This window comes from Pseudarthrobacter sp. NamE5, assembly GCF_005796225.1.
GTDB lineage: Bacteria > Actinomycetota > Actinomycetes > Actinomycetales > Micrococcaceae > Arthrobacter.
Map to the genome: position 1 here is coordinate 82829 of NZ_VAHO01000014.1, position 21677 is coordinate 104505.

General features: G+C 64.7%; 18 protein-coding genes. 10 read left to right on the plus strand and 8 right to left on the minus strand.

Going from position 1 to position 21677, the window contains the following annotated elements:
- Positions 1-8: 8 nt before the first annotated feature.
- Positions 9-542, minus strand: a complete 534-nt coding sequence (locus FDW84_RS15520; protein ID WP_138610407.1) for a MarR family winged helix-turn-helix transcriptional regulator — start codon at positions 540-542, stop codon at positions 9-11.
- A 209-nt stretch (positions 543-751) separates the two neighbouring features.
- Here FDW84_RS15520 and FDW84_RS15525 point away from each other — a divergent pair, with 209 nt between their 5' ends.
- From FDW84_RS15525 to FDW84_RS15555, 7 genes are all read left to right on the plus strand, one after another.
- Entirely contained in the window at positions 752-2944 is a 2193-nt protein-coding gene (locus FDW84_RS15525; protein WP_138610408.1) for an MMPL family transporter, read from the plus strand.
- A gap of 48 nt (positions 2945-2992) precedes the next feature.
- On the plus strand, positions 2993-3427 hold the full coding sequence (locus FDW84_RS15530) for a hypothetical protein (protein ID WP_138610409.1): 435 nt from the start codon (positions 2993-2995) through the stop codon (positions 3425-3427).
- Positions 3428-3677: 250 nt separating this feature from the next.
- On the plus strand, positions 3678-5549 hold the full coding sequence (dnaK, locus tag FDW84_RS15535; RefSeq protein WP_138610410.1) for a molecular chaperone DnaK: 1872 nt from the start codon (positions 3678-3680) through the stop codon (positions 5547-5549).
- 2 nt (positions 5550-5551) lie between these two features.
- Complete coding sequence (locus FDW84_RS15540) at positions 5552-6247, plus strand: nucleotide exchange factor GrpE (protein ID WP_138610411.1); 696 nt, start codon at positions 5552-5554, stop codon at positions 6245-6247.
- A 173-nt stretch (positions 6248-6420) separates the two neighbouring features.
- Positions 6421-7392, plus strand: coding sequence for a DnaJ C-terminal domain-containing protein (locus FDW84_RS15545; RefSeq protein WP_171046804.1), 972 nt, complete (start codon positions 6421-6423; stop codon positions 7390-7392).
- A gap of 15 nt (positions 7393-7407) precedes the next feature.
- Complete coding sequence (locus FDW84_RS15550; protein ID WP_138610412.1) at positions 7408-7833, plus strand: heat shock protein transcriptional repressor HspR; 426 nt, start codon at positions 7408-7410, stop codon at positions 7831-7833.
- A 215-nt stretch (positions 7834-8048) separates the two neighbouring features.
- The gene (locus FDW84_RS15555; protein WP_138610413.1) at positions 8049-8435 is read left to right on the plus strand and encodes a hypothetical protein; all 387 of its coding nucleotides are present in this window, start codon (positions 8049-8051) and stop codon (positions 8433-8435) included.
- A 6-nt stretch (positions 8436-8441) separates the two neighbouring features.
- On the opposite strand, the gene trxB is transcribed toward FDW84_RS15555, so the two are convergent.
- From trxB to arsB, 3 genes are read right to left on the minus strand one after another with little or no spacing between them, the layout of a single operon-like run.
- Complete coding sequence (trxB, locus tag FDW84_RS15560; RefSeq protein ID WP_138610433.1) at positions 8442-9419, minus strand: thioredoxin-disulfide reductase; 978 nt, start codon at positions 9417-9419, stop codon at positions 8442-8444.
- Positions 9420-9474: 55 nt separating this feature from the next.
- Entirely contained in the window at positions 9475-9897 is a 423-nt protein-coding gene (locus FDW84_RS15565) for an arsenate reductase ArsC (protein ID WP_138610414.1), read from the minus strand.
- A gap of 26 nt (positions 9898-9923) precedes the next feature.
- On the minus strand, positions 9924-10997 hold the full coding sequence (arsB, locus tag FDW84_RS15570) for an ACR3 family arsenite efflux transporter (protein WP_138610434.1): 1074 nt from the start codon (positions 10995-10997) through the stop codon (positions 9924-9926).
- Between the two features lie 111 nt (positions 10998-11108).
- On the opposite strand from arsB, the gene FDW84_RS15575 reads away from it, so the two are divergent.
- The 3 genes from FDW84_RS15575 to FDW84_RS20070 all read left to right on the plus strand — a co-directional run bounded on the left by FDW84_RS15575 (position 11109) and on the right by FDW84_RS20070 (position 12876).
- Positions 11109-11459, plus strand: a complete 351-nt coding sequence (locus FDW84_RS15575) for an ArsR/SmtB family transcription factor (RefSeq protein ID WP_138610415.1) — start codon at positions 11109-11111, stop codon at positions 11457-11459.
- Between the two features lie 369 nt (positions 11460-11828).
- Positions 11829-12059 (plus strand): histone-like nucleoid-structuring protein Lsr2, encoded by a 231-nt coding sequence (locus tag FDW84_RS15580; RefSeq protein ID WP_138610416.1) that lies wholly within the window; start codon positions 11829-11831, stop codon positions 12057-12059.
- Between the two features lie 445 nt (positions 12060-12504).
- The gene (locus tag FDW84_RS20070; RefSeq protein WP_171046805.1) at positions 12505-12876 is read left to right on the plus strand and encodes an MscL family protein; all 372 of its coding nucleotides are present in this window, start codon (positions 12505-12507) and stop codon (positions 12874-12876) included.
- A gap of 13 nt (positions 12877-12889) precedes the next feature.
- Here FDW84_RS20070 and FDW84_RS15590 read toward each other — a convergent pair whose 3' ends face one another.
- The 4 genes from FDW84_RS15590 to FDW84_RS15605 all read right to left on the minus strand — a co-directional run bounded on the left by FDW84_RS15590 (position 12890) and on the right by FDW84_RS15605 (position 21511).
- The gene (locus FDW84_RS15590) at positions 12890-13909 is read right to left on the minus strand and encodes a class C sortase (protein ID WP_240721545.1); all 1020 of its coding nucleotides are present in this window, start codon (positions 13907-13909) and stop codon (positions 12890-12892) included.
- Between the two features lie 9 nt (positions 13910-13918).
- Positions 13919-15421 (minus strand): SpaH/EbpB family LPXTG-anchored major pilin, encoded by a 1503-nt coding sequence (locus FDW84_RS15595; protein ID WP_138610417.1) that lies wholly within the window; start codon positions 15419-15421, stop codon positions 13919-13921.
- Between the two features lie 71 nt (positions 15422-15492).
- The gene (locus tag FDW84_RS15600) at positions 15493-19401 is read right to left on the minus strand and encodes a DUF7933 domain-containing protein (RefSeq protein ID WP_138610418.1); all 3909 of its coding nucleotides are present in this window, start codon (positions 19399-19401) and stop codon (positions 15493-15495) included.
- Between the two features lie 838 nt (positions 19402-20239).
- The gene (locus tag FDW84_RS15605; protein WP_371419178.1) at positions 20240-21511 is read right to left on the minus strand and encodes a glycoside hydrolase family 26 protein; all 1272 of its coding nucleotides are present in this window, start codon (positions 21509-21511) and stop codon (positions 20240-20242) included.
- Positions 21512-21677 lie beyond the last annotated feature (166 nt).

The window sequence follows — 21677 nt, forward strand, 5'->3', positions numbered from 1 at the left end:
CGTGGGTGTTACTTGGGCTGGGCAGGGGAGTCGGGTGCCGCAGCCGACGTATCCTCCCGCGCAGCCACCGTGGCATCCACCATCGCCGTCATGAACCGGGACACCGTGTCCAGTTCCTCAGGCGAAAAACCGGCCATGGCGCTGTCCATCTTTTGCGCAAGCGGGGCGAAGATGGCGCCCCCGTCCTGAAAGGCCTTGGGCGTCATCTTGAGCTGGACCTGACGGCGGTCCGAGGTGTGGCGTTCGCGGGTGACGTGCCCGGAATGGTCCAGCCGGTCAATGAGGGCGGTAGTTGCGGGCGAGCTGAGGTTCAGTTCCTTGCGCAGGAGCCCCGGCGTGACCACGTTCCCCTTGGCAGTGTGGCGCATGATCACTGCCAAGGCATTGAGGTCAGTGCGGTGCATGTCCCTGCGGCCGCCCGCTGCATCGACGTACCGGTTGGCCTCGAGGGTGAATTCCTGAAGGAGCCGGACCAGCGGATTCGTCCCGCCGGGCACTCCGGGCGGAGCTTCCTGCGGTGCTTTGTTGCTCTCGCCTGTCATGCCCCACCTCCTCGCTCCTGGCCGCAGTGATCGGCGCTGCCGGCAGGCGTCTGTGCCCTGATGGTTGCCGCCCTGAGGGATATTACTTCAGCCAGTCAAGGGCATCCGGCCCAGACCATCCGTCAAAAGCTAGCCAAGCACTTATCTCCAGCATAGAGATACTCTATGATGAAACAAATGTACTCCCGATTCCTCCTCCGGAAGGCATCATGAAAGCGAAGACCCAAGGCAAGGAGCGCGTCCCGTTCTGGCTGCGCTGGCTGCTTCCCGTCATCCTGGTCCTGGCGTGGCTGGCGCTCGCCGGCGTGGGCGGGCCAACCTTCGGCAGGCTAGAGGAGGTTTCCTCCAACGACCAGGCGTCCTTCCTGCCGGCCGGTGCCGAGGCCACAGCCGCCCAGGACTGGCAGGCCAGGTTCCGGGACTCGGATGAGGTTCCCGGCGTCACCGTGATCGAGAGTGGAGAGGCTTTCACTCCGGCACAGCTGGGAGAAGTCGCCGGGTTGCGGCAGGAGCTTGAAGAACTGCGGCTCGGCAGTTCAGTGATCGGGCCCATTCCCTCGGAGGACGGCAAGGCGGTCCAGTTCATCACACCCATCAGCGAATCGGCCGGGGTGCAGGAAGCCGTGCAGGAACTGCGGGACACCCTTGCCGAAGGCGCCCCTGAAGGGATGCAGACGTTTGTGACGGGGCCTGCCGGGCTCGCTGCGGACCTCACAGCCGCATTTGCAGGGATCGACGGAATCCTTCTGCTGGTGGCCCTGGCTGCAGTATTCGTGATCCTGCTGGTGGTCTACCGGTCCCTCCTGCTGCCGTTCATGGTGCTCCTGACGTCCGTCTTCGCACTGTGCGCCGCCATCCTGCTGGTGTTCGGCATGGCCAAGGCCGAGTGGATCCAGCTGAACGGCCAGAGCCAGGGCATCCTGTCCATCCTGGTGATCGGCGCCGCTACGGATTACGCCCTGCTGTACGTGGCAAGGTTCCGCGAGGCATTGACCCGCACCACCAACCGCACCGCAGCCGTCCTCACGGCCTGGAAGGCATCCTTCGAGCCGATCCTTGCCTCCGGCGCCACCGTGATTATCGCCCTGCCGTGCCTGCTTTTCTCCGACCTTAACTCGAACAAGGCCCTTGGCCCCGTGGCTGCGGCAGGCATCGTCTGTTCCCTGTTCGCCGCCCTCACGCTCCTGCCGTCCCTGATGGCGCTCCTGGGGAGGGCGGCCTTCTGGCCTTTCGTTCCCAAGCTGGTCCCTGCGGAGGAGCGCGAACCGGAACTGGCCACCGGGCTGGAGGGCCGGAAGGGATTGTGGCGTGCCACCGGTTCCCTGGTCGCCAGGCGGCCGCGGACTGTATGGGTTGCCTCGGTTCTGCTGCTGGTGGCCGCTTCCGCCGGCGTCCTGCAGCTCAAGGCCAACGGCGTCCCACAGACGGATGTCATCCTCAGCGCATCAAATGCCGTCGACGGCCAGGACGCGCTGGCGCGCCACTTCGACGCCGGCAGCGGCAGCCCCGCCGTCGTGGTGGCGGACCAGGGCAAGGCGCAGGAGGTGCTGGACACCGTGAAGGCGGCCGACGGCGTGGGCGAGGCTTACCTGTTGGCGCAGGGTTCGGTGCCCATCACCGGAGCCCCCGGAACGCCCAGCGCCCCTGACGTCCGCGAGGGCAAAGTGCTCATCAATGCCACACTGAACTCGGCTGCGGACTCGCTTGAAGCGGAGGAAGCAGTCAGGGCGCTGCGCGAGGACGTGAAAACGGTTGACCCGCAGGCCCTGGTGGGCGGCGTAACCGCGACGGCGCTGGACACCAACACCACGGCCCAGCGCGACCTGGTGGTCATTATCCCCGTGGTCCTGGTGGTGATCCTCTTCATCCTGATGCTGCTGCTGCGCTCCGTCCTGGCGCCGGTCCTGCTGGTGCTTTCCGTGGTGCTGTCTTACGGTGCCGCCATGGGAGTTTCCGCCCTCGTCTTCAACAACATCCTGGGCTTCCCCGGCGCGGACGCCACGGTGCCGCTTTTCGGCTTCGTTTTCCTGGTAGCCCTTGGCGTGGACTACAACATCTTCCTGATGAGCCGGGTCCGCGAGGAATCGCTTAAGCACGGCACCCGGCCCGGTATCCTCCGCGGATTGGGTGTCACCGGCGGGGTGATCACGTCCGCCGGCGTGGTGCTCGCTGCCACCTTCGCGGCCCTGGGCGTCATCCCCATCATGTTCCTGGTGCAGCTTGCCTTCATCGTGGCCTTCGGTGTGCTGCTGGACACCGTGCTGGTGCGCTCGCTGCTGGTGCCCGCCCTGGCCTACGACATCGGTCCCCGCATCTGGTGGCCCGGCAGACTGGCACGGCAGGAGCTTGAGGAGCGTCCGGGCCGGGCTGAGGCCCTGTTGGAGGAAACACCCGCTCGATAGACTGCCAATGCGCCCGCATGGACGCGGAACTCAAAGGAGAGATGCACCATGACTGAGAACCCGGAAATCCCTGGCGAGGAGCCGCGAAGGGGAAGCACCGCCCCCGGGCTGGAAGGCGAGGGTGGGCAGTATGTGGACGGCGACTATGGTGATGCAGGTGCGGCAGGCGCCCGTGGCGAAGAACTCGAGGGCGGCGAGTACCCGGACGGTGATTACGGTGCTGCAGGCGTCAGCGACACCCCTCGCAATGACCTCGAACAGGGCGGCTACGCCAGTGGCGACTACGGTACGGCCGGGGCCGTCGGTACCGAGCGCGAAGACCTCGAGGACGGGGAGTACCCGGACGGCGACTACGGTGACGCCGGGGCTGCCAGTTCCGCGCGCGCAACTGATGGCATCCGCGAGGGCCTCACGGACCGGCAGGTGAATACGACGGCCGAGGAACGCGGTCCGCTGCACGGCGGTGGCCAGGGCGAGCGCTAGCAGGTCGACGGAAAACAGTAGGGCGGCGGTTCTCCAATAGCGAAAAACGGAGAACCGCCGTCGCCTGTGTTTAAGCTGCACTTCCGCGCCGTTGCACGGATGAACACTTCTTTGACCGGCGCGGTGGATCAAAGTTGAGCGCACTTCACTCAACTTCTGATTGACATCTGAGGTGCGCTGAGTAGAGTTGAGTGCAGAACGCTCAATAAGCGGGCGCCAGCCAGTTTCCCAGGAAAGAAGGAAGCAACACATGTCACGTGCAGTAGGTATTGACCTCGGAACCACCAACTCCGTCGTCTCCGTTCTCGAAGGTGGCGAGCCCACCGTTATTGCCAACGCCGAGGGTGGCCGCACCACGCCGTCCGTCGTTGCGTTCTCCAAGTCCGGCGAGGTGCTGGTTGGCGAGATCGCCAAGCGCCAGGCCGTCAACAACATCGACCGCACCATCGCCTCCGTCAAGCGCCACATGGGCACCGACTGGAAGGTGGACATCGATGGCAAGAAGTACACCCCGCAGGAAATTTCCGCGCGTATCCTCATGAAGCTGAAGAACGACGCCGAGTCCTACCTGGGTGAGAAGGTTACCGACGCCGTCATCACCGTTCCGGCTTACTTCAATGACGCCGAGCGCCAGGCCACCAAGGAAGCCGGCGAGATTGCAGGCCTGAACGTCCTGCGCATCGTCAACGAGCCTACTGCGGCTGCACTGGCTTACGGCCTGGACAAGGGCAAGGAAGACGAACTCATCCTGGTCTTCGACCTCGGCGGCGGTACCTTCGACGTCTCGCTGCTGGAAGTCGGCAAGGACGAAGACAGCTTCTCCACCATCCAGGTCCGCGCCACCGCCGGCGACAACCGCCTCGGCGGCGACGACTGGGACCAGCGCGTCGTTGACTACCTGCTGAACCAGCTCAAGGTCAAGGGCATCGACCTGTCCAAGGACAAGATCGCCCTGCAGCGCCTCCGCGAAGCAGCTGAGCAGGCCAAGAAGGAACTGTCCTCCTCCACCAGCACCAACGTTTCGCTCCAGTACCTGTCCGTCACCCCCGACGGCCCGGTCCACCTGGACGAGCAGCTGACCCGCGCCAAGTTCCAGGACCTCACCAAGGACCTGCTCGAGCGCACCAAAAAGCCGTTCCACGATGTGATCAAGGAAGCCGGCATCAAGCTCTCCGACATCAACCACATCGTCCTCGTCGGTGGCTCCACCCGTATGCCCGCCGTCTACGACCTGGTCAAGGAACTTGCCGGCGGCAAGGAGCCGAACAAGGGCGTGAACCCGGATGAGGTTGTGGCCGTCGGTGCAGCCCTCCAGGCAGGCGTGCTGAAGGGTGAGCGCAAGGACGTGCTGCTGATCGACGTCACTCCGCTGTCCCTCGGCATCGAAACCAAGGGCGGCGTGATGACGCACCTGATCGAGCGCAACACGGCTATCCCCACCAAGCGGTCCGAGACCTTCACCACCGCTGACGACAACCAGCCGTCGGTAGCCATCCAGGTCTTCCAGGGCGAGCGCGAGTTCACCCGCGACAACAAGCCGCTGGGCACGTTCGAGCTGACCGGCATTGCCCCGGCACCGCGCGGCATCCCGCAGATCGAGGTCACCTTCGACATCGACGCCAACGGCATTGTCCACGTCTCCGCGAAGGACAAGGGCACCGGCAAGGAACAGTCCATGACCATCACCGGCGGCACCGCGCTCTCCAAGGAAGACATTGACCGCATGGTCCGTGACGCCGAGGAGCACGCAGCTGAGGACAAGGCCCGCCGCGAGGCAACCGACACCCGCAACTCCGCCGAGCAGCTTGCCTACTCCGTGGACAAGCTCATCGCCGACAACGCCGACAAGCTGCCGGAAGAGATCAAGACCCAGGTCCAGACCGACGTCGACGACCTCAAGAAGGCCCTTGAAGGCACCGATGACGCCGCTGTGAAGAGCGCGTTCGAGAAGCTGCAGGCTTCCCAGACGAAGCTGGGCGAGGCCATCTACGCCCAGGCCGGCTCCCCGGACGGAAACACCGGCGCCGCGGGTGCTGAAGGCGCGGCAGGCTCCGCAGGCGCTAAGGCTGACGAGGACATCGTCGACGCCGAAATCATCGACGAAGACGAAGCGAAGAAGTAATCATGCCCCATCACGGTAACGAGGAAGAGCACACTTCCACCGACCAGAGCAGGCACAACGATGAGCCGGTCATCAGGGACAACCGCAAGGTTGACCCGGTGACCGGACAGGCCCGGCACCCCGAAGGCGGCCACTCCGCCCCGGACGCCGGAACCGGGTCCGCCTCGGCCTCGCAGGATGCCGACGGCGACGCGCTGGCCCAGGCCGAGGAGATCCTCAACCGCGTCGAGGTGCCGGCGGAGGAATCCGTGGCCCAGGGCGCGGCGCCCGCCGGTTCTGCCAGTGCAGAAGCGGCTGAGCTGAGGAACGACCTGCTCCGCCTGCAGGCCGAGTACGTCAATTACCGCAAGCGGGTTGAACGCGACCGTGCCGTGGCAGGGGAGATGGCCGTGATCGGCGTCCTGAACTCCTTGCTTCCGGTCCTGGACGATGTTGATGCAGCCCGGCAGCACGGCGACCTGGCCGACGGTCCGTTCGCCGCGATCGCCAACAAGCTGGAGAACGCGCTGAAGACGTACGGCCTGACCCGGATCGACGAGACCGGCGTGGAGTTCGATCCCACGATCCACGAGGCCCTGATCCAGCAGCCCGGCGAGGACATCGAGGTGGACACCGTCAGCCAGGTGCTCCGCTCAGGCTACAAGTCAGGCGACCGCGTCCTTCGCGCGGCACAGGTCATCGTCGCGGTTCCGGCCTAGTCGCCTTACGCCTCGGCGGATGAGGGGGCCTCGCCCTACGCTGGGCGGCTTAGGATCTTCGATTCTCAGCCGCCCAGCTCCGGCAGGCCCGATGCCACTCCCGGGCCCCCTCATCCGCTCCGGCGTAGCGGTAGTCTCGCCTTAACGCTTTTGTACTTTGAAAGGAAACGCCATTGGCTAGCCAGGATTGGGTGGACAAGGACTTTTACAAGATCCTTGGTCTTGCCAAGGACGCTTCCGACGCCGACATCAAGAAGGCCTACCGGAAGCTCGCGCGGCAGCACCACCCTGATACGAACGCGGGGAACGCCGCTGCCGAGAAGAAGTTCAAGGACATTTCCGAGGCTTACTCGGTGCTCTCGGATCCCGATGAGCGCCAGCAGTACGACGCCATCAGGGCCATGGGCGGCGGTGCCCGCTTCGCTCCCGGGGGGGCAGGGGCCGGCAACGGCGGCTTCGAGGACCTGTTCGGCGGCCTCTTTACTGGCAACACCGGCCGGCATGCGGGCGGGTTCAACCCCTCCGCCGGCGGCATTCCGCCCGAGTTCGCCGACCTGTTCGGCAGTGGCTTCGGCCAGACCGGATACCAGCGGACACCGCAGAAGGGTGCCGACCGTACCGCTTCAACGAGCATTTCCTTTGCCGGGTCCATTCGCGGCACCACCATCGGCCTGCGGGAACCGAGCGGTGAAGTGATCGACGTGCGTGTTCCGGCCGGCATCAAGGACGGCCAGAAGGTGCGTGTGCGGGGCAAGGGCCAGCCCGGTGCCGCCGGCAACGGCGACCTGGTGGTGACCGTCTCTGTCCAGCCGCATCCGTTCTACACGCGCGATGGGGACAACCTCCGCATCCACGTTCCGGTTACCTTTCCCGAAGCTGCTTTGGGGGCGGACGTGGAGGTGCCCACCATTGACGGTGAAAGGGTGCGGGTCCGCGTTCCGGCGGGAACGCCGTCGGGCCGTACGCTGCGGGTCAAGGGCAAAGGCGTGAAGACGTCCAAAGGCACAGGTGACCTGCTGGTGACCATCGACGTCGCCGTTCCCAAAAACCTGAACAAGGAAGCCGAAGCGGCGGTCAAGGCGTTCGCCGAGGCCACTGCCGGCGCCGACGTCCGCGAGGGCCTGGCCGCCAAGGCCCGGTTGTAGCAGGGGAGGTGTGCCTTGGACGTTAGTGCTGACCAGCCCATCTTCGTGATTTCGGTGGCGGCTGAGCTCGCGGACATGCACCCCCAGACGCTGCGCCAGTACGACCGGCTGGGCATCGTTTCGCCCAGCCGCGCCCCCGGCAAGTCCCGCCGCTACTCCCAGCGGGACATCAACATGCTGCGTGAAGTGCAGCGGTTGTCCCAGGAAGGCGTCTCGCTGGAAGGGATCAAACGGATCCTGGAACTTGAAAACCAGGTGGCGGCCCTGCAGAGCCGGATTACGGAGCTGACCGAGGAGCTCGGCAGGCGCCGCCAGTCGCTGGACGCGCGGATCTTCGCCGCCGGCGCGGCGGGAGATGTGGTGAGCCTGGCACGTGGCCAACGTCCCCGGCCCCGGTCGCAGGCTGTGGTGCTGTGGCGGCCGAGGGTGACCGGCACTTAACCCGCTGCCGCAGACGCCGAAGCGGCCCAAGTACCGCGAAACGGGTGCCGTGCCGGAATTCGAGTACCCGCTACTCGTGACCGGCGAAGCCCCCGGAAACTTCAATGGAACCACTGCTGGATCAGCAGCAGTGGTTTCGAAGTTACTGGGGGTTTTTCCATGTGTGGTCCCGCTTTTTGCCGCCCTGCTGCCGGGGGTTACCGATGAGTCCGGGAATGGAGTCGGTTGCAGCGGTCAGCAGCTCGGTTCCCGGCCAAATCCTGCTCGCTATCGGTCAAGCCATAGTGGTGGTGTGCGTTTGCTTCGACATGGTGCGTGCCCTGTCCGTACCGAGGTCCCACCGGCGCTACCTGGCCAGCACCGTCTTCCGGACCCTCGCCATTCCGTCCATCATCGCCAACGGAGTAACGGTGCTGATTGCGTTGGTTCTGGCGTCCTGGGTCGATGTGGTGATGGGCATGTTCGTGCTGGTGGCCATCATCTTCCGGCTCCACCACGACAAGGACGAGGACAACTGGTGGAAGGGCAAAGGCAAAAAGCTCGCCCGCTGGGCACGCCGGCAGTTGGCCGGGCGGACCAGTGCCGCCCCGGCCATGGGGTAGATGGCGCTAGGCGTGGGTGGGTTCCTCCACCAGGGCGGTGGCGATGCTGTCCGCGTCCTCGAGGGCTGCCAGGTAGCGCTCGGCGTCAAGGGCGGCGGCGCAGCCGGTGCCGGCGGCGGTGATGGCCTGCCGGTAGCGGTGGTCCACTGCGTCCCCGCAGGCGAAGACGCCGGAGAGGTTGGTGACGGTGGTGGGCGAGTCCACCTTAATGTAGCCCTCGTCATCCAGCTCCACCTGCCCGGCCACCAGCTCAGTGCGGGGGACATGGCCGATGGCAACGAAGATGCCGGTGGCTGCCTGGTGCCGGGTCTCCCCGCTTCGGGTGTCAGTGAGCGTCACGCCGGTGACCTTGCCGTCACCGTGTATGGCGGTCACTGCGGAATTCCAGGCGAAGCTGATCTTGGGGTTGTCCTTGGCCCGCTGGGCCATAATGCGGGAGGCCCGCAGTTCCTCCCTGCGCACCACGACGGTGACGGACTTTCCGAACCTGGTCAGGAACATCGCTTCCTCCATCGCCGAATCGCCGCCGCCAACCACGATGATGTCCTGCTCGCGGAAGAAAAACCCGTCGCAGGTGGCGCACCAGGAAACTCCGTGGCCGCTGAACTTTTTCTCCTCGGGGAGGCCGAGCTCCTTGTAGGCGGAACCGGTGGCCAGGATGACCGCCGGAGCCTCATAGGTGTCCCCGCCGCCGGTGACCACGCGCTTGAGGTGGCCGGCCAGCGAAACCTCAGTGACGTCGTCGAACATCACCTGCGCGCCGAACTTTTCCGCCTGCTGCTGCAGCCCGTCCATGAGCTCCGGGCCCTGTATGCCGCCCGGGAAGCCCGGGAAGTTCTCCACTTCCGTGGTGTTCATCAGGGCGCCACCGGCGGTAACGGAGCCGGCCAGGACCAGGGGCTTGAGTCCGGCGCGCGCGGCGTAGATGGCTGCGGTGTAGCCGGCGGGGCCGGAGCCGATGATGATCAGCTGTTCGGTGTTCACGGTGTCGCTCACTGGAGTCTCCTGGTGGTCGGGGCTGGTGCTGGTTGGCGCGGTGCTACTTGGCGGCGGGGGTCAGGGATGCAATCAGTTCCTCAATGCGTCCCTTGATCTCGTCGCGGATGGGGCGGACGGAATCCACACCCTTGCCGGCCGGGTCCTCCAGGACCCAGTCCTCGTACCGCTTGCCGGGGAAGTAAGGGCATTCATCGCCACAGCCCATGGTAATCACCACGTCGGATTCCTTCACGGCCTCGGTGGTCAGGACCTTGGGGACCTCGGCGGACATGTCAATCCCCACCTCGGCCATGGCCTCGACGGCGGCCGGGTTGATCCTGTCCGCAGGCTGGGAGCCGGCGGAGCGGACCTCAATGGAGCCCTTGGACAGCGAGGTGAGGAAGGCTGCGGCCATCTGGGAGCGGCCGGCGTTGTGGACGCAGACGAACAGAACGGACGGCTTCTTGTCGGTTTCGGTGCTCATGATGTTCTCCGGGGATGTAGTGCGGGTCAGAGGGAGGCGGGGGCGGGGCTGAAGAAGCGCACGCGGGCCCAGAGGGCCGCATACACCAGTGCAACAAGTGCCGGCACCTCAATCAAGGGGCCAACGACGCCGGCAAGCGCCTGGCCGGACGTCACGCCGAAGGTGCCAATCGCCACGGCGATGGCCAGCTCGAAGTTATTGCCGGCAGCGGTAAAGGCAAGGGTGGTGGTCTTTGCGTAGCCAAGGTCCAGCCACTTGCCGACCAGCATCCCGGCACCGAAAACCACCACGAAGTAGACAAGCAGTGGAAGCGCGATCCGGGCAACATCCAGTGGGTGGGCGGTGATGGTCCCGCCCTGCAGGGCGAAGAGGAGGGTGATGGTGAACAGCAGGCCGTAGAGTGCCCACGGTCCGAGTTTGGGGAGGAACGTTCCTTCGTACCATTGGCGGCCCCTGGCTCTCTCGCCGAGGGTGCGGGTGAGGAAACCGGCCAGCAGCGGGATGCCCAGGAAGACCAGCACCGAGAGCATTATGCCCCAGAAGGAAAAGTCGGCGCTGGTGGTGGGCAGTCCCAGCCAGGACGGCAGGAGCTGCAGGTAGAACCAGCCGAGCGCGCCGAAAGCCGCCACCTGGAAAACAGCATTGATGGCGACCAGGACGGCCGCGGACTCCCGGTCCCCGCAGGCAAGGTCGTTCCAGATCATCACCATGGCGATGCAGCGGGCGAGACCCACGATGATCAGGCCTGTCCGGTATTCGGGAAGATCCGCCAGGAAGATCCATGCAAGGGCGAACATGAACGCCGGAGCCAGGACCCAGTTGATCACCAAGGAGGAGACCATAAGTTTCTTGTCCGCGATGACCCTATGGGCCTGGTCGTAGCGGACCTTGGCCAGCACGGGGTACATCATGACCAGCAGGCCGACTGCGATGGGCAGGGACACTTCGCCCACCTTGACCGCTTCCAATGCAGTGTTGAGGCCAGGGACCACATTGCCCAGCAGCAGTCCCAGCACCATGGCAGCGACAATCCATACCGGGAGGAAGTGGTCCACGGTGGAGAGTTTGCCGACGACGGCCTCTTTCCCGGGCGCGGGCATTGTCTCGGTCGGGGTGCTCACGTGGCTCCTGATGCCTAGATTGATGAAGATCGATATGTGCAGTATTCCCGGCTATATCGACGAATGTCAATCTATTGCATAATGGGAGTTATGAACCCGCTGCAGACTCTTGACGCCGCCGTCGACCCCTCCTGCTGCGTTCCCTCGGCCAAGCCGGCGCTGAGCGTCGAGGAGGCCCAGCAGAAAGCCCTCGTCTTCAAGGCGCTGGCCGATCCCAACCGCCTGCGCCTGCTGTCCATCGTGAAGGCTGAAGAGGCGGGGGAGTCCTGCGTGTGCGACCTGACAGGGCCCCTCGACCTGGGGCAGCCCACCGTCTCCCACCATTTGAAGATCCTGGTTGAGGCCGGGATCCTGCACCGGGAGAAGCGGGGCACCTGGGCCTACTACTCCCTGGTCCCCGGCGCGCTGGACGACGTTGCCGGGATCCTGTCCGGGCTATAGCACTCGTCCGGCTGCCCGGCTGGGCGCGGCGGGCAGCCGGTTCCGGATCCAGCAAATTCCAAGACCAGAAGCGCGTCGCAGTCTGGTTGACACCTGCGTCGGGCCAGAAGTGTCAGATTTGGCTCTTGGAGCTTCTTTTAGCTCCCGTCAGGAACGGACAAGCACATCCTATTCTGACGGTCTTTCGGGCTTGGCCTGCGTCCGGTTGGGGTGTGCTTTAGGTGCACAGCAATGCCAACGTGGTGAACTCACCCTTCAGAAACCTCGGGGCTGACCTCGCTGCAATCGCCTTCCCTTAGCTAAGCTGACGGCGGCCCTGGTGCAGCCCGGATTACGTGCCCAGGCCGGATTGCAAAGTATGCTTACCAGGTGGCTTTGAAGGCAGTGATAACACTTGAAGACGACATCGACGGGTCCGAAGCGGTCGAGACAATTACCTTCGCTTTGGATGGGGACGATTACGAGATTGATCTCAGCGCCGCGAACGCGGAAGGCCTGCGGGAAGCTATGAAGCCATACGTGTCCACCGCCCGCAAGACGACCGGGCGTAAGCGCAAAACAAGGCGAAACGCGACAAGGCCCTCTTCCTTCCCGATCTGACTCCTCAGCCTCGTCCCTTGCGAATGACACAACATAGCCGACCTCGTCGGCAGTTGTGTCTGCCGGTAACCCTAGGTACCGGTGGAAGGGGATTGCTTTTGCGGCTCACGGCCTACATCATCACGGCTGCCGAACCGGCATACGGTCCTCGGAGTTGTTGAACTGCCTGGGCTCAAGGCTGTGGCTCGAAGTGTGGACGTGATCATCGCGGTCGTGCAAACAGCCGCCGCACAACATACTGGCAGGCCCAGTGCAGACTTCATAATCGACATCGAATTCTGAATTAATCGCTAATGGATTTTTTAGGTGGCGGCAGATTTTGCCGCCAACGGGTTTAGCCTCATGCCATGTCGAGTATGTGCAAAGAATTCAAAGCCTTTGCCATGGGCGGCAACATGTTTGATTCGCCCTGGGGTTCATTATCGGTACGGCTTTCGCTGCACTCGTGGACAGCCTCGCCAATGACATTTTGCTGCAGTTCGTCGCTGCGATCTTCGGGGCGCCGGATTTCACTCAGTTGAGCTTCACAGTGAACGACGCCGAGATTAGATACGGCAGCTTCGTCACAGTGCTGATCCAGTTCCTGTTGCTGGGCCTGGCGCTGTTCGGGATCGTTAAGCTCCTCAAGCGCTTTGGCAGGGGCAACTTCCGTGCCCAAGGCCAGCAGGAATGCCTTGAGCCCCGGGACCGGCGACGGTACAGGAGATTGCTGTCTGCGCACTCGCTCGCTTGGCCGGCGCTGAAGCGGCCCTGGCAGTTGCCTGCACCTGAAGCCGTCCGATGGCGGGCGCGGTCGGACAGGTGCCCCTACGCGTGAGATCCACTCGGCTCTAACCGTTGACAGATTGCGCCTCACACTGTTGCGCGTGATGCGGCCGCGCGGCGCGTGGCGGTCGTCCTGAGACCCATACATAGGTGCCGGCGCCCAGAATCACTCCGCCAGCGATGAGCATCCACCAGGGAAAGCCGGGCACGTCAGGGGCTTGGCCCGCTGCATCGATATCGGTCTGTGGCGTGGGGATCACACGCTCCCCGGTGATCAGGATCCGGTGGCTGTTGATGCCCAAAGGAGTACAGGTAACGAGGGTCATCAGATCTTTACCGGGTTGGATGAGGAGGCTTTCGGTGTCGTCCGGCTCGACGACAAGGGTTTCGGTGACGCGGTAGGTGAGTGTCTCCCCGAAAACTTCAATGGTGAAGGTGTCCTCAACCATGACCTTGTCGAGCTTGCTGAAGAGCTCGGAGGTCGCAAGGCCTCTGTGTCCCGTGACGACGGAGTGGGTTGACTGCCCGCCCACCGGGAGCGCCGTGCCCTCAAGGTGACCGATGCCGCGTTGAAGGACAGCATCGCTCGTGCCGTGATAGATCGGCAGGTCGACCTTGATTGAGGGGATTTTGATGCGGGCCATGAGGCCTTCGGAATCGCCCCGGAGCATGGATAGGTACTGTTGCTCGTCATCAGGTCCGGGCTCGTTCATCAGGGGAAGTCGTTCGTTCGCTGCGACGGCCGCTCCACCGCTGACGCCCTGGTTGTATTCGCGTGCCTCGACGAGTCTTTCGCGTAAAGTCTCGGCGCCGAGGTCATTGATTCCTTGGGTGAGTTTGTCGATCTCGCGTGACTGCTCCACTGCGCTGAACCAGGCGGCAGCGGCCGGATACAGGAGGAGGGCGGATCCGGCGATGACCGCCAGCGCGGCCAGCAGTGGCAGTGCGGGCAGCTTCCAGCGAAGGTGTATGCTCCGTCCGCGCCCGGCCGGGGCTGAGGGCGGAGCGGTGGTGGTGGTTTGTGCTGTTTCGCCGGGAAAAAGCGAAGGCGGGGCGCTGTTTTGACGCCCCGCCTTCGCTTTCACAGTGCTACGTTACGCGTTTGCCGGTGCCAGGGTGTTACGACGACGACGCGCGGCGACCAGGCCGGTGCCGAGGGCGATTGCGATGAGTCCGATACCGCCGACGGTGAACCAGAGGGCGCCGTCACCACCGGTGAGGGGCAGCGCGAAGGCCGGAACCTGGTCGTGCTCGAACTCGACATAGTTCTGCACCGGGGCCGTGGTTGAGCTGGGCCCGGCGACGACCTGGGTCTGTACCTGGTTCGGCGTCGGCTGCTGGAAGCCGGCCGGCGCGGTGATCTCACGCACGTAGTAGTTGCCCGGCGTGATGATCGGGATCGCGACAGTGCCGTTCGCCCCGGTTGTCCAGTTCTGGATACCGTCGATGAAGACCGCGTTCTGGCCCAGGTTGGCGTCGTTCTGGTTGAGGAACACCTGGTACACGGCGCCGGCGAGCGGTGTTCGTACCCCGTTTTCGCTTTGGAAGGCGAAGACAGTGAGCTGGCCGATCGGGGTGCTGCCGGTGACCGTTTCGGTGGCACCGTTCACGACGCTCGTTGCCGTGTTCGTGATGACGCCGCTGGCGGGAATTGTCACCGCCCGGCTCAGCACGGTCAGTGTCACATCTCCGCCGGGCAGGCCCGCGAGCCGGGTGAGCCCGGCAGGGGTGAAGGTGGCGGTGACGTTACCTGCGGCTGCGTCAAAGGCGAGGGTGTAGTCGGTGCCGTCGACGAAGTTCTGGGTGACGCCGGCCGCGTTTGCGACCCGAACGCTTGTCGGTGCGACGCCGGTCGGGCCGGTCGCGAGGTATTCGAGCTCCGCGGGCAGCGTGTCGGTGAGCGTGAACGTATCGAGGGTGTCGCCGGCGGCCAGTGTCGGCACGTCGGAGTTAATCGCCCAACGAATCAGGTCGGGGTTGCGGGCCTCTACTGAGTTGGCGGGCGCCGGAACGCGCGTCTTCGTCAGGTCGGTGACAGCGTTCTTGGGGTAGGCATGCACGTCGTAGATCCACTGGTTCGCCGGTGCCCCGCCAGGGCCTGTCGGGAACGGCAACGTGACAAGGAACGGTGCGGAGGGGTTGGTAGCCTCGGCCGGCAGCTCGGTCTCGGTCACCAGGTACAGACCGATCGGCAGGCTGTTACCGCCGTTGAAAAGTGCCACGCCGTCAGTGCCGGTGGTCGCCGTGTAGGTGTCCTCGACCGTGACGCGTGTGGCTGCTGTGGCCGGGGTAAGCGTGGAGACCGCGGTCCAACCTTCCGGGGTGGTGAGGTCGACACCTTGGACGCGGGCGGCGGTAAAGGTAGCGCCCGAGAGCGGGGTGCCCGGGACGGTGACTTCCTGGCCGGTACCGATTTGCTGACCGTTATCGGGGCCAAGCGCAAACTTGTGGATGGTCAGTGTACGGGCGATCGCGGGGTCGATGTTGCCGGGATCGGTGACGGCTGTCGCTGGTGCGACGGTGACGAGGGCAGCCGCGGCAGTCAGCGCCAGCACGCCGACAGCAGCTGAGAGCCGCCCGAGGATGGGAATGGACATGAGTTCTCTCCTATAAGCGAAGTGATGGTTGTAGGGCTGAGACCAGTGGGAGCGGGTGAAGGGCAGGAATGTCACCGGAAGGCGCCCCGCCTTCTTTGACGCGTCTGCCACGCCAGGAGGGTGGATGCCAGGATGAGCAGCAATCCTCCTCCGAGGTAGAACGCGTCTGCGCTCGTGCCGCCTGTGAGCGGCAATCGTGTCGGCTCCACGGGGGCGTTGACGAAGCGGTAGACCGCCGTCTGCCCTGGCGCGGGAGCGGAAATGGTTCGTGAGGGCACCGGGGTCCACGTCGACCCGATCAGCTGTTCGAGCCGAAGTTCCTGGTACGCGAGCGGCCGTGCCGGGTCGGTGGCCGCCTGTGACAGCGTGTAGCTGTGGCCGGGCCGCACGTCGAAAGTGTTGGCCGGGTTGCCACCGCTGGCATACTCGGCGCCGGCCCGGCTCTCGGTTGGCAGGGTCCCTCCGGGTAGTACTGCCGGGGTCGCAGTGACCCTCCAGTCCGGGGCCTGGAAGCCTGCCTGCGGGTTTTGCACTTGGTTGAGCAACGTGATGGACGCCGTCGAGTTTGTGACAGTGCAGGTGACCGCGGTGGTGGCGGGCGGGACGAGATCCCCGGCGGCAGTGACGTCGACAGTGGCACCCGTTCCGGTGACGCATCGCCAGGTACCGGTCTGGACATAGGTGCCGGGGCCGCCGGCTTCAGCCAAGCGGTAGGCCACACCGGGCGTGACGGGAACCCCCGAGGCGGCTGCCGTGCCCGAACGCCCGGAGGGCCCGGTCAGCGCTCCGGGAGGGCCGCTTGCGCTCAGGGTCCAGTCTGTATGCAGCGCGGAGCCGAGGGCCACCTCCTTCACGAGGGTTAGGGATGCGGTGGGCCGGTTCATGATGGAGCATTCGATCGCCGACCCGGGGGCTATGGCCGTGAGGCTGGCACTGATTGTCGACCCGGCCTGGGTAAAGGTGACGGGCCGGGCGGAGCCGTTGACCGTGCACGATCCGCTGACGAACGCGAAGCCCTCCTGCTGGACCTCTGAGACGACGATGGTTGCCCGCGACGCAGTGGAACCGAACAGCACCGTCCAGCTGGCCTGGCCTGCAGCGTCCGTCTGCTGCCTCGACGCGCCGGCCGGAAGTGCGGTTACGGTGCCGGTGGTCGCCGTCGCCGTCGTGCCCACGCTCCAGTCCACGCCAGGGCGGGTGAGGCCCGAGAACTCCCGTATGGTCTTGGTGATCCGCACACTCGAGACCGGAGAAGGTGAGTTGAAGTAGGTGCAGTTCACGTTCGCGCTGAGCCTGTTCGGCATCGTGACGGTCCCGGTCGTGGTGGTCCCTGCGCTCAGACGCACCCCGTCGGACCAGCACTCGTAGATCGTCGTGTACGCACTGATGGGGGAGGAGGAGCCGGGGGCCACGGCTTCGGAGATCGTTATCGTGTTGCCGCTCGAGGTGGGGAAGGGCCCGATCTGCGCGGCCTGACGCCCGGTGGCCGTGCCGGTCGTCGTTGCCGTGGCAAACGCTGTCAGCGGTGACCCGGCCGATGCCGTGAGCGTGAACTGGTCGTTCGCGGATTGGCGGCCGACCACGTTCTTCTGCACGGTAATTGTCGGCGGCGACGAGCAGCCGGCCAGGTCGACGGAGTTGACTGCAACGCGCGGCGTGCCAGGCACGCGGCGCCATGTTGTGGCGTCGAACTCGTAGGCGCTGCCGGCGTTGGAGAGGTAGACGGTGCCGCGTGGCGAGAACGCGATGCCATTGATGTTGGCGAAGGCCGCCTCGGTGCCGGTCACCGCCGAGACGCTCGACGCGCTTACCGCCAGCGTGCCGCCGGAGGCCGCGGCGAGCGTCTCGGCCGTCACCGTGTAGATCGTTGCGCTGGACGTGGAGTTGACCGTGGCCGCGCCGACCACGTACAGGTTGCCGCGGGCGTCAAAAGCCATGTCACCGTTGCCGTTCGGCGCCGAGCCGGTGGGGAACGAACCCACGAAAGCGAAGCGGCTGGCGGCCGGGTTCATTTCGGTGAAGTTCCAGATGTAAAACTGCGAGTTTGCAAAAATCCCAAAAAGGTAGCGACCGTTTGACGGGTCAACAGCGCCGGCGACGATGCTGCCCACGACCTGGCTCCCGCCCGCCACAGTCGCGTATGAGGTGTTCGCCAGCTTTTGGAACCCGCCCCCCGCGGTCCACTTAAGGATTGAAGCCACGTCACTGGCATCGGCTGACCGGTCAAGCGCGTAGGCGATGTTTCCGTCCTGGCCGACACCGAGGGCGTTGGCGGCCGTCACACCCGCCCATGCACCGACTGGGGCAAGACTTCCCGAGACAATGTCACCCTGCTCCAAAGCGCCGGTGGCCGTGACCGAGTAGAAGTGGTTGGCGTCGCAGAAAAGGCGTGCCGGCTGCGTGGTGTTCGTGAAGGTGCACAGGACATCGATCCCTGCCTCATCGGGAATCGTGATCGCGCCAGATGCTCCTGACCCCGACGCGATGACCGTGCCAGCCCGGGTGCACTCGTAGCCGTTGGAGTAGCCAAGGCCTGCACCGGAGGTGGGTGCCTCATGGATCGTGTAGGTCGAACCGGGCTGAACGACCGAGCGGCTGATCTGTACGGCCTGGATGCCGGTGGCGGTGCCCGTGGTGGTGGCGGAGGCGATCACCGTTGTTCCCGTGCGCAGCGACAGGGTGAACTGGTCGCCCGGTGCAGTGCGCGCCGGCAAATTCTTGCGCACCGTGATCGTCGTCGCGGGCGCCACTGCGACGGTGGCGGGCGGTGAAGTGATCAGTCCCGAGGAGGTCACGGTCCCGCTGGTGTACGTTCCGGCACTCTCGGCCACTACAGCGACCGTGATCGTGCAGGAGTTAGTCCCTGCGGCGAGGTCTCCACCGACGGCAGAGATGTTGTCCGATCCGGCGGCGGCGGTAACGCCGAAGGCGGTCCCGGCAGCGTTCGTGCACGTGCCAGCGACCGAAGGGTTCGGTGCTACAACAAGCCCCCGTGGCAGCACGGCCGAAAATCCCCAGTCGGTTTTCGCAAGCAGGTCCGTGGTGTTGGTGACCGTATAGGTCAAGGTCGTTGGGACCGTAGCCGTCGCAGCCGCAGGATCAAAGGCCACATCCAGGGCCGGAGTGACATCGAGGACCCGGATGTTATCGACACCGAACCCGCTGCCTGTACCGGTCATCGTGTTCACGACCTGCACCTGGGCGGCGGAGATCTGCGCGGGCGTGAGGAGCGCCGCGTTCGACCCGTTGAAAGTCCCGGCACGGACGGAAGCCGACCATGCGGGATCAACGACGCCCGAAACCGTGCCAAGAGTGGGAAGGGCCGGGGACGTGTAGAAGACGTTGCCCGTCCTCGCACATGGCACAACAGGAGACGAAAACCCGGTCAAAAGGGTGGCAGCGCCCGAGACCAGGTTCAGCGAAAGCGATGCGTTGTTGGTACCGCACTGTGCGCCGACCGCGTTCATCCCCAGCATGTAGTACCGCGAATCCGGGGCGCTCACCCCGGCCCCACCCGTGGACTGCAGTACTGTCGTGCCTCCCGCAACCGTGGCGTACGGCAACGAGACCAGCGCATGGTTGGTCTGGGTTCCCGAGGTGGAGCCGTTCGCCGGTGATGTAGCGGAGGTAGAGCCGGTCACGCCCGCCGATACCTGCCCGAGCACGTCGGCCATGCGGCGGACTTCACGTGCCGCCAGTGACGACTGCCCGACACCCCCGACCTGCTGTGTGGGACAGAACGCCGGATTCGGGTACGGCGCGGCATAGTTCACAAGAACCCCGGTGCAGCTGGTTCCGTTTCTCCAACCCGTCGACGCCGTGTACCGGCCCCCCGAGTACGCGGATAGTCCGCTGGCAGTGTTCGTCAGGCCCTGTTCGAAGGCCTCAGTCCATACCTGGCGTGGGGCTTCCGCCACCCCGGCGGCAGCAATGCTTACCTCGGCAAAAGTTTCGAAGCGGCTGGTTGCGGCGGCCGTCATTGGTGGGGCCCTGCTGGGCCCGGGAACAGATTCAGCGCCGCTCAGGTTGGGGTCTGGGTTTGCCGCCGGCTCAGCGTGCGACTCGGACTCCGACGCGGTGGTTGGATCAGTCGGGAAAGGCTCCGGTCCGTCCGAAGTCGGCACCTGGGTGGCGTCTGCCTGCGTGGATGGCTGCTCAAGAGCGGGCGTAGGCGCTGAAACCAGCGTCGAGCCACCGGGTGCATCCTCCGCCGTGGTGGACTGGGGTGGAGAAGATGGCTCTTTCAAAGTGGTGCTCAGACTTGCTTCGGCCGACCGTGGAGGGGCAGCCGCTCCCCATCCGCTCATCACGACCACCAGAGCCAGCGTGGCGGCGACGACGCGAATACCACGCAACGTGCCCGGCCGGGCACCAATTTGCCTGCGGCCGTTCGCATGTTCCAACAGGTAGCGCCTCTCGGTTATGTGGTCGTCAGCCAGCCCGTCCATCAGGACTCGGGCGGCGGGGAAACCGGGCGCACTAGAAAGCTACAAGACCAACATGATTCCAACGATAAAGGCCCCCAGTGAGGACGCTAGCTTGGTATGACTAAAGCGGTCAAATGCAATTGAAAATCTGTAACCAAAGTCTCGGAGCCAATATGCGGAAGGGGATGAATGAGATCTGACCAGCGGAAACGAGTTCAACGCCTTTACCATCGACGTGCAAGAGCGTCACGTGCCCGGTCATACAGAATGGCGTACGGTGGATCTCAGGTGCTCCTTGGAGGATCGCTGGCTCCTTTTCCGATCCTCCCAGGGTGTTTATACCTGTCGTAGCCCGAAGCTGGTGAGTTTAAGTGTGGCTGCAACACATGCATTACGGTGCGGGTGCACAGCTGGGTCCGGGGCCGAAGTGCAGCCAGTCCGGCAGGGCGGCAGTGAAGGCACCGCGGATTTCCGGGGTCTTCGTTACGGTCCAGTCCACTCGGGCATTGACCTCGGTTTCTTCCTTGTCCCACTCGAACCAGTTGATCATTTTCAGTTGTGGGAACCGGTTTGCTGTGGTCGGGTCGAAGAGTTGAGTCCACCATGCTTGCTTGATGGCGAGTTCGTCTTGTCCGCCGAGTTCGGGAGCGAAAACGGCGGCGGACTCGGTGATTGCCAAGGGTTTGCCGTGATCCTGGGCGTAAACCCGGTAGAAGTCCGGGAGAGGCCTGTCATCGGCGTTGGCCCCGACATAAGAACCGGTGAGTTGGTCAGCGAACTTGTTGGCTTCCGGCAGGTCGTTGACACCCCAGGGGTAGGCGGTGCCCCAATGGAACAGGGAGATACCTACCCAGTCCACGGCGTCATCACCGGGGTAGTACGGTGCGTAAGGGTCATCATTGACGGTCAAGGCACCGTCCGCGTCTGTGTCCAACGCGGCAAAGTCCTGGCTGCCGGTCTGGGCCTCGTACTGGCCTCGGGAAAACGGGTAACCGCCGCCATAGTTTGGTGCCCACATCATCGCCGATCCGGGCACCTTGGCATGAACTGCGTCGGCTATGGTGCGGAAAGCTTCAATATAGCGGGCGGGCTGTTGGGCCCATGGGTGCCAGGAGCCATTCATTTCCTGACCAAAGCGCACGATCACCGGGACGCCGTTAGCGTTGTAAGCGCTCAGGTCGGCCGCCAGCGCGGCCGCTGATTCGGGGGTGATGGTGTTGAGGCCGCTGGCAGGTTCCAGGGTCAGCATCATGATCCACCCATTAGCCCGGGTCTGCTCCGCGGCCTGGTCCAGAGCGGTCTTTTCCGTCGCGGAGTAGGGGAAGCGACTGAAGGCCACACTAACCGCAGGTTTACGACCGAGGTCCCGGGCCAAGTCAGTCAGGGTTTTGGCCTGAGGGTCGAGGTTCACGCCAAACAACGCCCCGCTGCCCGGCACCAATGATGCTTTGTCTGCAGACTCGCACACGGGGGCGGTGATCACAAGTCCCTGATCCTGCACCTGCTGCGGGTGCTGTCCTTGTTCCCGGGCAGACAGTCCGCTGGTGATACCGGCGGCACCGATTGCCCCGGATACCAGAGCCACTGCCCCGGCCAGCCTGAACATACGGCCCGTTTCCGTCAGGCCCTTGCCTGCACTGCGGCCGCGCGTTTTACCTGTCACACGTGGCATACGTCCATAACCCCCAACTCGTGCGCTTTTTGCATCCCATTCTCAAGCATTCTCGAGCAGGCCAAATGCCGGCGGCCCCAAAGGAGCCGGACATGACGATGAAGCCGCTTTCTCGCAATCGCCGTAAGCCAACCCGCTAAGGAGTGTCGCCCGCGCG

Excerpts from the sequence above, each read along its gene's own strand:
- FDW84_RS15520 (WP_138610407.1), bottom strand. The coding sequence starts at position 542 with ATGACAGGCGAGAGCAACAAAGCACCGCAGGAAGCTCCGCCCGGAGTG.
- FDW84_RS15525 (WP_138610408.1), top strand. The coding sequence starts at position 752 with ATGAAAGCGAAGACCCAAGGCAAGGAGCGCGTCCCGTTCTGGCTGCGC.
- FDW84_RS15530 (WP_138610409.1), top strand. The coding sequence starts at position 2,993 with ATGACTGAGAACCCGGAAATCCCTGGCGAGGAGCCGCGAAGGGGAAGC.
- dnaK (WP_138610410.1), top strand. The coding sequence starts at position 3,678 with ATGTCACGTGCAGTAGGTATTGACCTCGGAACCACCAACTCCGTCGTC.
- FDW84_RS15540 (WP_138610411.1), top strand. The coding sequence starts at position 5,552 with ATGCCCCATCACGGTAACGAGGAAGAGCACACTTCCACCGACCAGAGC.
- FDW84_RS15555 (WP_138610413.1), top strand. The coding sequence starts at position 8,049 with ATGGAGTCGGTTGCAGCGGTCAGCAGCTCGGTTCCCGGCCAAATCCTG.
- FDW84_RS15565 (WP_138610414.1), bottom strand. The coding sequence starts at position 9,897 with ATGAGCACCGAAACCGACAAGAAGCCGTCCGTTCTGTTCGTCTGCGTC.
- arsB (WP_138610434.1), bottom strand. The coding sequence starts at position 10,997 with ATGCCCGCGCCCGGGAAAGAGGCCGTCGTCGGCAAACTCTCCACCGTG.
- FDW84_RS15575 (WP_138610415.1), top strand. The coding sequence starts at position 11,109 with ATGAACCCGCTGCAGACTCTTGACGCCGCCGTCGACCCCTCCTGCTGC.
- FDW84_RS15595 (WP_138610417.1), bottom strand. The coding sequence starts at position 15,421 with ATGTCCATTCCCATCCTCGGGCGGCTCTCAGCTGCTGTCGGCGTGCTG.
- FDW84_RS15600 (WP_138610418.1), bottom strand. The coding sequence starts at position 19,401 with ATGACGGCCGCCGCAACCAGCCGCTTCGAAACTTTTGCCGAGGTAAGC.